The following is a 12,462-nucleotide window of genomic DNA, read 5'->3' as shown; positions in this document are numbered from 1 at the left end:
GAAATCTTCATCGTTCATCCTCCTGTTGGTTGGGTCGTCGGTTTGGCCCGCTCAGCCGTAGAAACTGTCGAGCAGGCGGGGAAGGGTCAGCGAGATCGCGGGCACGTAGGTGATCAGGAAGATCACCGCGATCTCGACGGCGAGGAATGGCAGGATCGCGCGGGAGATGGTCTCGACCCGCTCGCCCGACACGGACGAGGCCACGAACAGCACCAGCCCCATCGGCGGCGTGGCCAGGCCGACGGTCAGGTTCACGCTCATGATGATGGCGAAATGCACCGGATCGACGCCCATCTCCACGAAGATCGGCCCCAGGATCGGGCCGAGGATGATGATGGCCGGACCGGCGTCGAGGAACATGCCCACGACGAACAGCAGCAGGTTGATGAGGAACAGCAGCACGAGCGGGTTGGAACTGAGCGTCAGAACGAACTCCGCCATGCTCTCGGGCGTGCGGCTGAGGCTGACCACCGTCTTGAAGGCCATCGCTGCACCCACCAACAGCAGCACGACGGCGGAGGCGAGCGCCGCGCGCTTCAGCACGCCCGGCAGGTCGCGGAAGGTCATCGAACGCAGGATGAAGAGGCTTACGACCATCGCATAGGCGGCAGCGAGCGCCGAGGCTTCCGTCGGGGTGGTCACGCCCGTCAGGATGCAGCCCAGGATGATGACCGGCGTGAGCAGCGGGAAGAACGCCTTGAGGCTCGCCTTGCCCCGCTCGGGCCAGGTCGCCCGCTCGGACGCGACAGGGAAATCGTACTTGTCCGCCATGATCTTCGTCACCAGCATCAGCCCCGCGCCGACCAGCAGGCCCGGGATCAGACCGGCGGCGAAGAGATCGGCGACGCTGACCTCCATGACGTAGGCGTAGATGATCATGATGCCCGAGGGCGGGATGATCGGCCCGATGACCGAGGAGGCGGCGGTGATCGCCGCCGCGAACTTGCGCGTGTAGCCCTGCCGCTCCATCGCCGGGATCAGCATCGAGCCCAGCGCCGAGGTGTCGGCGACGGCCGAACCGCTCATGCCCGCAAACAGCATCGAGCTGAGGATGTTCACATGCGCCAGCCCGCCGCGCAGATGCCCCATCAGCGCCTGGCTGAATTCCACCAGCCGCATGGTGATGCCGCCGCGGTTCATCATCTCGCCCGCCAGCATGAAGAACGGGATTGCCATCAGCGGCGTGGAATTCATGCCGGTGTAGACATTGCGGTAGAGGATCGCGAGGTCGCGCATGAACCGGTCGTCGCCGTTCATCAGCGCCTCGGCCCAGATCAGCAGTCCGGGCGCGGCCAGCAGTCCGAAGAAGATCGGCAGGCCCAGCAGCAGGAACAAAAGGAAGACCGGCAGGAAATAGACCAGCATATCAGTCGGCTCCCGCCACGATCTGCGCGGGATCGGGCGGAATGTCCGCCTCCGGGTCGAAGATGCGGATCACCGTCTTTAGCATCAGCTCGACATTGACGAGGAACAGCAGCCAGATCCCGACCAGCAGCGACGCCATCATGTGCGAGCTCGGCATCTTGGCCCAGCCGAACTCGACCGTCCTGTTTTCGAGGCTGGGGAAGAAGAAAGTCTGCAGGCTTGATGTCTTGAACGTGCCCGAGAACCCCGTCACCTCGCTCCAGCCGATTTGCGCCCCGACGGTCAACACGGTCTGCGCGAGCATCAGGAGCAGCAGGGTCAATACCAGCGACGGCACGCGGGGCAGGGAGCGCACGGCCATATCGATCGAGACGAACCCGCCCCAGCGATAGGCCGAAGGCGCGATCAGCCCCGTCATCCACAACATCATGAAGCGAGCGAATTCCTCGGTCCAGTTCGGCGCGGCGTTGAAGACGTAGCGCATCACGACCTGGTATAGGATCACGACCGTCATCAATCCGATCAGCACCCACGCGATGAAACGTCCTGCCGCCAACAGGCGGGAATTGACCGCGACGAGAGCGCGCAGCAGCGTGGTCAGAAGGGTCAAGTGTCCGGTCTCCCCTTGAAGGCCGCGAGGCACTCCGAGCAGCCTTCTATCGAGGCCGTTGTTTCCCACGCTTCGCGAAGCGAAAGCGCAAGTCAAGCCTCTTGCCCGCCTCGCGTCGTCAGGATCCGCGTTCCCGCCTCGGCGCAAAGCGACGCGATCCGGGGCGGCACGTCCCGGTCGGTGATCAGCGTGTGGACCTGCGACAGCGCGCCGATGCGGACCGGCGCCGTCCGGCCGAACTTGGAAGCATCGGCCGTCAGGATGACATGGCGGGCCGATTGCATGATCGCCGCCGCCACCTGCGCCTCTCGCAGATCGTGATCCATCAGGGCGCCGTCAGGCTCGATCGCGGCCGCCCCGATCAGGGCGTAATCGACGCGGAACTGCTGGATGAACTGGACGGCCTGCTCCCCCACGATCGCCCCGTCACCCGCGCGGACACGGCCGCCAGCGATCAGGATTTCGAGACCCGGATACGCTCGCAACTCATTGGCGACGTTGATATTGTCGATCAGAAGGCGCAGGCCGGAATGCCGGGTCAGTCGGGTCGCAGCGGCTTCGGTCGTCGTGCCGATATTGACGAAGACCGTGGAATTGTCCGGGATCAGGCTGGCGCACATCGCTCCGATCGCCGACTTGGCCGCCGCCGCGATCTGCCGCCGGGCACCGTAGTCGGCATAGCGGGCGGGATCGGCGCGCACCGCGCCGCCGTGGATGCGCGCAAGGCGACCAGCGCGCTCCAACGACCGCAGATCCTTTCGGATCGTCTGCTGCGACGTTGCGTGGGTTCGCGCCAAGTCCGAGACCGACACCCGCCCGCGCCGCTCGATCTGGGACAGAATCTCGTTCTGACGCTGGGTCTGATCCATGCCGATCCGTTCCAAGTGTTTCGTTTTTATGACAAAGCGAAACTGTCCGCGCAAGATTTGCTCTTATTCACTCGGATTCGGCGTCGATGCGAACCTTTCGGCCTCAGCATCATTGATCGCAGGAGCGGGCAGGCCTATCCCGGAGGGTGAGGGGGTGGCTTCGTCCACTCCAAACGGGACACAAGACTGGGGGCGCCTCGTGGACGACCTATTCGATCTCTATGTCATCGGCGGCGGCATCAACGGCTGCGGCATCGCGCGCGACGCGGCGGGCCGCGATCTGCGCGTCGGACTGTGCGAGATGGGCGACCTCGCCGGGGCGACGTCTTCCGCATCTACCAAGCTGTTCCACGGCGGCTTGCGCTATCTCGAATATCTCGAGATCAATCTCGTGCGTAAGGCGCTGGTGGAACGGGAGACGCTGCTGACCGCGATGCCGCACATCTCCTGGCCCATGCGGTTCGTCCTTCCCTTCCACCCGGAGATGCGCTTCGAGGGGGAAACACCCGTCTCGCGGATGCTGAGCAAGGTGATGCCTTGGATGAAGGGGCGACGGCCCGCCTGGCTGGTCCGCCTGGGGCTGTTGATGTACGACAATCTCGGCGGTCGAAAGATCCTTCCGGCGACCAAAACGCTCGACCTGACGACCGACCCGGCGGGCGCGCCGCTCGACGATCGGTTCGAGACCGCCTTCGAATATTCCGACTGCTGGGTGGAGGATAGCCGCCTTGTCGTTCTGAACGCCCGCGACGCCGCGGAGCGGGGGGCGGAGATCCTCGTTCGCACCAAGTGCGTCGGGGCCGAACGCACTGGCGATCACTGGGTCATTGAACTCGAGGATGTCGAGACAGGCGAGAAGCTGACGCGCCGCGCCCGCTGTCTCGTCAATGCGGGCGGGCCCTGGGTCGAGAACATCGTGCGCAACACGGTCCGGGTGAACTCCTCCGAAGGTGTGCGGCTGGTGCGCGGCTCGCACATCGTGGTGAAGCGCCTCTTCGATCACGACCGTGCATATTTCCTGCAGGGGACCGACGGCCGCATCATGTTCGCCATCCCGTATCAGGAGGATTTCACCCTCATCGGCACGACCGACAAGGACCATGACGGCCCGCCGGGCGAGGTGCATTGCACCAAGGAGGAGGCCGACTACATGCGCCGCTTCGTCGCCGATTACTTCAAGACCGACATCGCCGAGGACGACATCGTCTGGACCTATTCCGGTGTGCGTCCGCTCTACGATGACGGCGCGAAATCCGCGACGGCGGCGACGCGGGACTACGTCCTGTCGCTCGATACCGCCGGCGGTCAGGCGCCGCTGCTGAACGTCTTCGGCGGCAAGATCACGACTTATCGCAAGTTGTCGGAGGCCGCCTTCGCGAAGCTCGCCACGGAGCTCGAGACCGGTGAGGACTGGACGGCAGGCGTCGCCCTGCCTGGCGGCGACTTTCCCGTCGATGGCGTGGACGCCTTGCGCGAGCGGATCGTGGAGGCGGCCCCATTCCTCGATGCGAAGACCGTGCGCCGCCTGCAGAGGGCCTATGGCACCGACGCCCTGCGCATTCTCGACGGCGCGACGGTCGAAGGCGATCTGGGTCGACATTTCGGCGCTGGTCTTTACGAGCGGGAGCTTGTCTGGCTGATGGACAGGGAATGGGCGCGGACGGCCGCGGACGTGGCCTGGCGGCGCTCGAAGCTGGGCCTCCGGCTGACGAAGGAGGAGGTCGACGCGATCGACCACTGGATGCGGAAGCGTCGCGCACAGCTTTGATCAGCCGGGCGCAGGTTCGCCGCCCGACTGCTCGACGAAGGGGATCGCATCGTCATCCGTGCAGTTGCCGGGCCCGGCGTCCGGCTCGGTCAGGTCGATCAGCTCACGCAGGTGTTCCGTCACCTGCTCCGACGGACCCCTGTTGAGGCGCAGGCCTTTGGCCAGACCCTTCGCACCCAGGCGGGCATCCGCGATCTTGAGGCTGCGCGCACCGTCGACCTTCATCCGCAACTCGACGTGATCGACCGCCTCGCGCAAGAAGGGGATGACGTCGCCGGGTTGCCAGTCGGCGATCTCGGCCATCGGCAACTTCATTCTGTGCAGCGCCGCGGTCAGCTCGATCGGAGCCAGCGCCGCCTCCCGCTGCATGTGCTGGCGCCAGATGCCCGACGTGTCCTCGGCCACCGGCAGTTTCTCGCGGGTGCCGCGCAGCCCGTCGAGGACCGACAGGGGAATCAGAAGTTCCATATCCGCGTTGCGTGCCGCCTCGCCGATATCGAGGTTGAGCCCGATCGCCACGACGTCCGCCCCGCTCGGCGCGATCGAGATCTGGGTGGCGTTCTGCTCCAGCGATGTCAGCACCAGCGGATGTGCCGCGGGGCGGCCCGTTACCTCTTCCATCGCGTCCGTGAAGGCGGTCATGGCTGCCGAAAGGAAGTCGCGGCACAACTCCATGTCGATCGCGGTCAAACTGCGCGTGGTCGGCGTCGGCGCGAGCTGCGGGTTGCCCCCCATGCGCAGGTCGACCAGGTGATAGACGAAGTCCGAGCTGAGATTGATCAACGTCGCCGTGTTCGTGCCTGGAACCCGCCCCAATCCCAGCATGGCGGGAATTGGTATCCGCTCCATCACCCTGCCGAGCGGATGGACCTCGCTCTCCATCAGGATTGCACCCGTCGTCGTCTTGAACAGATCGCGTGCGACCCGTTCGATCGCACCGGCGAAGCGGGTCGCGATTTCGGAGAACTCGGGCAGGGGGACCCGGCCGACCGCGCGCGTCTCGATCTTCCGAGCCAGGATATTTTGGGGCATCTCACTCACGGCTTAGCGTCCTGTGGCATGGAGCCGGTTCTGGCACGCCGGGAATTAACAGCCGGTTACTGCGACCGTTTATCTAAAATGCCCGTCAGAAGGCGCGGACCCGGGCCCAGCCTTTCGCGTTGATCAGACGTCATCAGGAGGCCGGGCAATGCCGTCACGCAAATCGAACGAGCGACCCATCATCGTCAAGAGGCGCAGGGCCATCGCCGTCCACTCGCATCATGGGGGTGCCTGGAAGGTTGCCTATGCCGACTTCGTCACGGCCATGATGGCCTTCTTCCTCCTGATGTGGCTGTTGAACGCCACTGATGAGGATCAGCGCATGGCGATTGCCAGCTATTTCACGCCCGCGATCTCCATTTCGCAGACATCGGGCGGAGGCGACGGTGCGCTGGGGGGCGACTCGATCTTCACCGAAGAGGTCCTGCCACAGGATGGAACGGGTGCCACGGACGTCAGCCCGACGGATCGAGCGGCGGCCTCTGGCGATGACGCGACCGACACGGTGGCCGACAGTTCGGCGGGGCGCGAGGCGATGGTCGAGATGCTCGACGCCGCGATCGCAGCCGATCCAGACCTTGCGCACATGCTCGATTTCCGGGCCAGCGACGAGGGCCTGATCATCGACATCACCGGTCGCCCGGAGGCGCGGCTCTTCGCGGAAGGGGATGCGTCGCCCAGCCCTGCCTTGCAACGGGTGCTCCGAGTCTTTTCGGAAATTTTGCCGATCGTGGCCAACGACATCTCGATTGCGGCCTATCGCGACGCCGATCCGCGCTCGACGCTCGGGGCGCGCCGGGCGCAGGGTGTGGCGGCCGCGTTGTGGAACGCGGGCGTGGAGCCGACCCAGATCGCGCGCGTGACCGGGCTTGCGCTTGCTGCCGCGCCCGCGGGCATTCCGTCCCGCGAGGACGATGCGGTGACAGTGACCTTCCTGCGTCTGTAAAATTCGAGCGATTAGCGGATTGTTAAAGGAGTGGTTGCACAAGGAGGGCGAGTGACGGGTTGAAAGGACACCATCGTGAGCATCTCCTCCTCCATGAATGCGGGCGTATCGGGCCTCAACGTGAATGCCAGCAAGCTGGCGACCATCTCCGACAACATCGCGAACTCGGCGACCTACGGCTACAAGACGGCCGAGAGCGATTTCGCATCCGTCGCTCTCGACACCGGCGGTGGAACCTACACGGCGGGGGGCGTGCGCGTCTCGACTTTCCGCAACGTGGAGCAGAAGGGCTCGCTGGTCACCACTGACAACGCCACCGATATCTCGATCGCAGGGCGCGGCATGCTGCCCGTGACCACGGTGGAGGATATCGACGCGGTCGGGGACAACCCGTTGCTGCTGGTAAGCACAGGCTCCTTCCAGCCCGACCATGAGGGCATTCTGCGCACGCAAGGTGGGCTAGCGCTGATGGGCTGGCCGGCGAGCCCCGATGGCAGCGTCCCGCCCCAGGCGCGGGACAGCGCCGCGGGTCTCGAACCCATCCGGATCGCGTCCAGCGGCCTCGCCGCGGAGGCGACGGAGAATATCAGCTTCGGCGCAAATCTGCCCGCCGCCGCGACCAAGGCCGGGGCCGGAGCCATCCCGCTGCCGGTCGGCATCGAATATTTCGGCAATCTCGGGACGTCCGAAACGCTGACCGCCACCTTCACGCCCCGGATTCCGGCCAGCGGCCAATCGAACACCTGGACGCTGGAGCTGTCGGACACCGCCAGCACCGCGAACCCGATCGCGCATTTCGAGATCGGCTTCGATGCCTCGCGCACGGGCGCCGGTGCGATCGACACGGTCGCGATCCCCGACGGCACGCCCCTAAACAGCGAAAGCTACGATCCGAATACCGGAGAATTGTCGGTGAATCTCGGCGGCGGCCCCGTCAAGATCCTCATCGGACGGCCCGGCGCTGATGGGCAACTCACCCAGCTGTCCTCCGCGTTCGCGCCCAGTGCCATCACGAAGGACGGTGCCCCGGTGGGCAACCTGTCGACCGTCGAGATCGACGAAGGCGGTATCCTGCGCGCGATCTACGATACCGGGTTCGCGCGGACGCTCTACCAGGTGCCGCTCGCCGATGTCCCGAACCTCAACGGACTGAGGGCCGTGGACAACCAGGCCTTCGCGCTCACGGCGGAGAGTGGCTCGATGTTCCTCTGGGATGCCGGCACCGGCCCGACGGGTGCCACCATCGGGTTCGCGCGGGAATCCTCCGCGACCGATATCGCGGCGGAACTGACCGCCCTGATCGAGACGCAGCGCGCCTATTCCTCGAACGCGAAGATCATCCAGACCGTCGATGAGATGCTGCAGGAAACCACCAACATCAAGCGCTGAGGTTCGTAGCATGTCGATCGGCTCCGCACTCGCCAACGCCGCGTCCGGGCTCGCACTCAGCGCCCGTCGCGCAGAACTCGCCTCGGGCAACATCGCCAATGCGATGACGCCGGATTACGCGCGCCGCGAGATCGCCATCGGGTCGAGCCGGACCGGCGGCGTAACGGCAGGGCCGGCGCGAACGGCCATCGATGCCGCCGGCTTCGCGCGACAGCTCTCAGCTGGAAGCGACGCCGCATCCGCATCGACGACCGCCAGTGCGATGACGCGCGCCGCCGCACTGCTTTCGGCGCCGGACGGATCGAACGGCCTCCCGGCGCGAATGACAGAGCTTGGGAACGCCATTTCACAGGCGGCAGCCGACCCGACCGATACGGCAGGCCTGCTCGCCGTGCTCGAAGCCGCACGCTCCGTGACGGGAGGGCTCAGGAATGCCGCTGACGGCTTGCAGCAGTTGCGCGCCGAGGCGGATGCCGCGATCAGCGCGAGTGTCGAGACGATCAACGACTCCTTGATAAAGATCGCCGAACTGAACGACAGGATCGTCGTCGAGCGTGTCGCGGGCAGATCCACCGCCAGTCTGGAACAATCGCGGCGGGAGCAGATGATCGTCCTGTCCTCCCAGATTTCCATCGAAAGCGTGCCGCGCGATCATGGGCGAATTGCTCTGTTCACCGCTGCGGGGGGGATGCTCCTCGACGGCCGGCGGACCGAATTCGCCTTCGAGGGCACAGGCATGATCACTCCGTCACATGGCCTCTCCGATGGCACTCTCGGGGCGCTCGTGGTAGATGGTCACGCCATCGCGATGACGTCGACGGGCCTATATGTCGGCGGTGCTCTCGAGGCTCACTTTCGGCTGCGCGATGAGATCTTACCCAGAATCGCCGATCGGCTCGACCACGTCGCGGCATCGCTCGTGACCCGGCTCGAAGCCGCGGACGATACCCGCATCGCGGGGCAGGGAGCCTTCATTTCGGTCGGAGGAAATGCGCTGGACCCGTCTTGGGGGCCCGGCCTCGCGGGACGCTTGTCAATTGCGGTTCAGACCGATCCGGACGCGGGCGGCAACCTGATTACGCTGCGCACCGGCATCGGGGGATCGGGTTCGGTGCTGGCGGAGATGTCGCGCCAGTTCGGTGACCCCGCCGCTGATCTTGCCCCCACGGGCGATCCGGCTTCGCGCGACCCGACCGGGCATCTTGCGGCCGTGAACGCCGCGCTGCAGTCGAAGACGCATTCCGCCGAGCAGATGGCGGCCGCGCGGGCGGCGATCGCGACGGAAACCGGCGCTACTCACGCCGCGGCGGTCGGGGTCGACACCGATCGGGAACTGCAGACCTTGTTGACGATCGAGAACGCCTTCGCCGCGAACGCACGTGTGCTGTCGATCGTCGATACCATGCTGCGCGAACTGTTGGAGATCTGAGCATGAGAGCGGATATCACGGACCTGTCCAGCCACCTGAGGCTAACCACCCAGCGCAGCCGCATCGCATTCGACATGCAGATCGCGCATCGCGAAATGACGTCGGGCAGGGCGACATCGATCGCGAAGAAAGGCCCCGCCGCCGCGTCTCGTATCGAGGCGATTCGAGTGGAGCGTAGCCGCCTCATCGCCGATGCCGATACGCTGACGACCTTGAAAGGTCGGTTTCACCGTATGGATCTCGGGCTCGAAGGCGTTGAGCAGCAAATCGTCCACCTTCGCGATGCGCTGGCGAGCGCACAACGTCATCCGCAAGCGCTCTCCGCGGCGTATGCGACGATTTCCGCCATTCTCGCGGATATGGGAGACGTCCTGATCGAAAACGCCCGGACGGCCGGTGCTCCGAGGCCGGAGGCGACCAGCGGTGAACAGCTTGCGCAAGTCATTTCGGACATCGTGAGCGCGCCCGATCCGTCAGCGGCTCTCGACGCCTATCTCGACCCCGGCGGATCGTTCGATGCGGATTTCGGTGGCGCCCCGGTCGTTGCCGAATTCTCCCTCGCAAGTGGTCGGGACGCCCCGACGCTCTCGTCGAACTTCGCAGACGCGGTCCGTGAGACCGTTCGCTCCCTGGCCGAACTGGCCATCGGGGAGGGTAAGCAGAGCGGGGCAGATGCCGTCACCCTTGCAACACGCGCAGCCGATTCGGCAACCTGGTCGCGCACGCTGACCGGTGCCGCGTCGAAGCATGCCGAGGACCTGGAGGTCTCGAACGCAGCCCGGTTGGCGGCACTGGACAGCGAGCGCAACGGCCTCGATCTCGTAGACCCTTACGAGGCAGCGACACGCGTCCGCGCCTTGCAGGACCAGATGGATGCCGTGTTGCTGGTCACGCGTCGAATGTCGGACCTGTCGCTCGTGAGGTACATGCGATGATCCGGCTGCTTCTCACTCTCATGCTAGCAGCATTGCCGGCCGTCGGCGAAACGGTCCGCATCAAGGATCTCGTCGAATTCGAGGGAGTGCGTGGCAACGATCTGGTCGGCTACGGACTCGTGGTGGGGCTCGATGGAACTGGCGACACCTTGCGCAACACGCCTTTCACGGAAGAGGCGATGTCCAACCTGCTGGAGCGGTTGGGCATCAACGTCGCCGGTGAGCAGTTCCGGCCGCGCAATGTCGCGGCCGTGCTCGTGACCGGGGCCCTGCCGCCCTTCGCGCGCGCCGGGGGGCAGATGGATGTGACCGTGTCCACGATCGGTGATGCCCGAAGCCTGCTCGGCGGAACGCTCGTCATGACGCCGCTCAATGCGGCGGACGGGGAGATCTATGCCGTGGCCCAGGGGCCGGTGATCGCCGGCGGCGCCAATGTCGAGGGGGACGCCGCATCGATCACGTTCGGGGTGCCGACATCGGGGGTGATCCCGGCCGGTGCCCGGATCGAGCGCGAGGTCCCCTTCGTCTTCAACGACCTGACGAGCGTCGACCTGGCCCTGCGAACGCCCGACTTCACAACCGCGGCCCGGATCGAGACATCTATAAACGGCCGGTACGGTGGACAGATCGCGCGCATGGTCGACGCAGGAACGGTGCGGCTCGATCTGCTGTCGGTCCCCGAACTGACCCCCGCGCAGGTCATCGGCAGCCTCGAGAACATCGAAGTCACGCCTGAGCAACGCGCGCGGGTCGTGGTCGATCAGCGCTCGGGTACGATCGTGTTGGGATCCGACGTCCGCATTTCTCGCGTCGCGGTGAGCCAGGGCAATCTGACGCTGCGTGTCGAGGAAGCGCCCCTCGTCGTTCAGCCCAACCCGTTCTCGACCGGTGGAGCGCCGATCGTCGTGCCGCGCTCGAATGTCGAAATCGAGGAGGAAGGCGGGACCCGACTGGCACTGCTCGACGACGCCGTCACCCTTCCCGATCTGGTCGCCGGGCTCAATGCACTCGGCGTCGCGCCGCGCGACATGATCGATATCCTGAAGGCGATCAAGGCGGCGGGCGCGCTGCACGCCGAATTCATCGTGCAGTGACCGCCTCGCTCAGGACCGCGCCGCCCAGCCGACTTCGCGCAATACGTGCCAGTAGGATGGGGAGACCCGCATCCGCGCGGCATGGCCACGCTCCACCATCATTCTGTGCACTTTCGGAAGTTTGTGAGCGGGCAAGTGCATCACCAAGTGATGCTCGAGGTGATAGTTCACCCAGTATGGCGCGACGAAGAGCCGCCAGAGCGGACCGGCCATCGTGGTGCGTACGTTCTGCAAGGGATCTTCGGACTGTTCCACTGCGCCGTGCTCGGCGATATTGCGGACGCGCAGCACGAGTTGGAACCATGTCAGCAGCGGCAGCAGCCAGAACGCGAGACCCCACCACCATGCGCCGATCAGCCCGAGCGCGGTCAGGATCGCGACGTTTACAAGCAGGGACACTCCGAACGACGTACCCTTGAAGGCGCGGGCCATGCGCTCCTTCGCCTCCGCTTCCTCGATCGCGTCGTGATCCCCGGCGAGCCGCAACCACAGGACGAACTGCGCGACGAGCTGCTTGACGCCGGTCTGCCCCGTCAGATCGCGCAGCGCCTTGCGGATCAAGCTCGCCCTCGTCGTCGGAAAGGCCTTCGACAAGGGCAAATCGGGATCCTTATCGGTCTGCGTGAAGCGGTGATGGGCGAGGTGGTAGTGCCGATAGGCCAGCATGTCCGCAAGGATGGGATGACCACAAAGCCATGTCCCGGCGAATTCGTTCAAGCCACGCGTACGGAACAGTGCTGAGTGCGCGGCTTCGTGCATCAGGATCGCCAAACCCAGTTGCCGCGAGCCGACGATCATCACGGCCAGCAGGAACGTGAATGCATTCGGCCATAACGCGAAGCCCGTGATCGCCAGCCCGATCAACCCCCAGCAATGCAGCAGCAACCAAGCGCCCCACAAATCGGAGCGCTGCGCGAGCGGACGGATGTCATCCGACGTCAAGAATCGTTTCGCGAATTGCATGCATGTCCCTCCCACTTGGACGATCCTACCAGTCCCGGCCTTGGTCAAATGTG

Annotated in this window: 11 protein-coding genes; 6 read left to right on the top strand and 5 right to left on the bottom strand. The window is 65.3% G+C overall.

From position 1 onward, the window contains the following. Positions 1-51: 51 nt before the first annotated feature. The 3 genes from RX333_RS06280 to RX333_RS06270 form a co-directional block, all read right to left on the bottom strand. Complete coding sequence (locus tag RX333_RS06280; protein WP_316014069.1) at positions 52-1,365, bottom strand: TRAP transporter large permease; 1,314 nt, start codon at positions 1,363-1,365, stop codon at positions 52-54. Position 1,366: 1 nt separating this feature from the next. Next, on the bottom strand, positions 1,367-1,975 hold the full coding sequence (locus RX333_RS06275; RefSeq protein WP_316014068.1) for a TRAP transporter small permease: 609 nt from the start codon (positions 1,973-1,975) through the stop codon (positions 1,367-1,369). A gap of 92 nt (positions 1,976-2,067) precedes the next feature. Next, on the bottom strand, positions 2,068-2,844 hold the full coding sequence (locus RX333_RS06270; RefSeq protein WP_316014067.1) for a DeoR/GlpR family DNA-binding transcription regulator: 777 nt from the start codon (positions 2,842-2,844) through the stop codon (positions 2,068-2,070). 199 nt (positions 2,845-3,043) lie between these two features. On the opposite strand from RX333_RS06270, the gene glpD reads away from it, so the two are divergent. Further along, positions 3,044-4,612 (top strand): glycerol-3-phosphate dehydrogenase, encoded by a 1,569-nt coding sequence (gene glpD / locus RX333_RS06265; RefSeq protein WP_316014066.1) that lies wholly within the window; start codon positions 3,044-3,046, stop codon positions 4,610-4,612. On the opposite strand, the gene RX333_RS06260 is transcribed toward glpD, so the two are convergent. Next, entirely contained in the window at positions 4,613-5,644 is a 1,032-nt protein-coding gene (locus RX333_RS06260; protein ID WP_316014154.1) for a FliM/FliN family flagellar motor switch protein, read from the bottom strand. A 157-nt stretch (positions 5,645-5,801) separates the two neighbouring features. Between RX333_RS06260 and RX333_RS06255 the strand changes: the two genes are divergently transcribed. From RX333_RS06255 to RX333_RS06235, 5 genes are all read left to right on the top strand, one after another. Further along, positions 5,802-6,599, top strand: a complete 798-nt coding sequence (locus RX333_RS06255) for a flagellar motor protein MotB (protein WP_316014065.1) — start codon at positions 5,802-5,804, stop codon at positions 6,597-6,599. 75 nt (positions 6,600-6,674) lie between these two features. Then, a complete protein-coding gene (locus tag RX333_RS06250; protein WP_316014064.1) occupies positions 6,675-7,988 on the top strand; it encodes a flagellar hook-basal body complex protein in 1,314 nt (437 codons plus the stop codon). Between the two features lie 10 nt (positions 7,989-7,998). Next, a complete protein-coding gene (gene flgK, locus RX333_RS06245; RefSeq protein WP_316014063.1) occupies positions 7,999-9,417 on the top strand; it encodes a flagellar hook-associated protein FlgK in 1,419 nt (472 codons plus the stop codon). Between the two features lie 2 nt (positions 9,418-9,419). Further along, entirely contained in the window at positions 9,420-10,352 is a 933-nt protein-coding gene (locus RX333_RS06240) for a hypothetical protein (protein ID WP_316014062.1), read from the top strand. After that, positions 10,349-11,446, top strand: a complete 1,098-nt coding sequence (locus RX333_RS06235) for a flagellar basal body P-ring protein FlgI (RefSeq protein ID WP_316014061.1) — start codon at positions 10,349-10,351, stop codon at positions 11,444-11,446. Before RX333_RS06240 ends, RX333_RS06235 begins: the two co-directional genes overlap by 4 nt. 9 nt (positions 11,447-11,455) lie before the next feature. Here RX333_RS06235 and RX333_RS06230 read toward each other — a convergent pair whose 3' ends face one another. Further along, on the bottom strand, positions 11,456-12,409 hold the full coding sequence (locus RX333_RS06230; RefSeq protein WP_316014060.1) for a fatty acid desaturase family protein: 954 nt from the start codon (positions 12,407-12,409) through the stop codon (positions 11,456-11,458). Positions 12,410-12,462 lie beyond the last annotated feature (53 nt).

The organism is Roseobacter sp. HKCCA0434 (assembly GCF_032464675.1).
GTDB lineage: Bacteria > Pseudomonadota > Alphaproteobacteria > Rhodobacterales > Rhodobacteraceae > Pontivivens.
This window is presented reverse-complemented; position numbering and strand designations above follow the sequence as displayed.

Bases quoted from the DNA above. Each gene is read 5' to 3' on its own strand.
- RX333_RS06280 (WP_316014069.1), bottom strand. From the start codon at position 1,365: ATGCTGGTCTATTTCCTGCCGGTCTTCCTTTTGTTCCTGCTGCTGGGC.
- RX333_RS06270 (WP_316014067.1), bottom strand. From the start codon at position 2,844: ATGGATCAGACCCAGCGTCAGAACGAGATTCTGTCCCAGATCGAGCGG.
- RX333_RS06260 (WP_316014154.1), bottom strand. From the start codon at position 5,644: ATGCCCCAAAATATCCTGGCTCGGAAGATCGAGACGCGCGCGGTCGGC.
- RX333_RS06255 (WP_316014065.1), top strand. From the start codon at position 5,802: ATGCCGTCACGCAAATCGAACGAGCGACCCATCATCGTCAAGAGGCGC.
- flgK (WP_316014063.1), top strand. From the start codon at position 7,999: ATGTCGATCGGCTCCGCACTCGCCAACGCCGCGTCCGGGCTCGCACTC.
- RX333_RS06240 (WP_316014062.1), top strand. From the start codon at position 9,420: ATGAGAGCGGATATCACGGACCTGTCCAGCCACCTGAGGCTAACCACC.
- RX333_RS06235 (WP_316014061.1), top strand. From the start codon at position 10,349: ATGATCCGGCTGCTTCTCACTCTCATGCTAGCAGCATTGCCGGCCGTC.
- RX333_RS06230 (WP_316014060.1), bottom strand. From the start codon at position 12,409: ATGCAATTCGCGAAACGATTCTTGACGTCGGATGACATCCGTCCGCTC.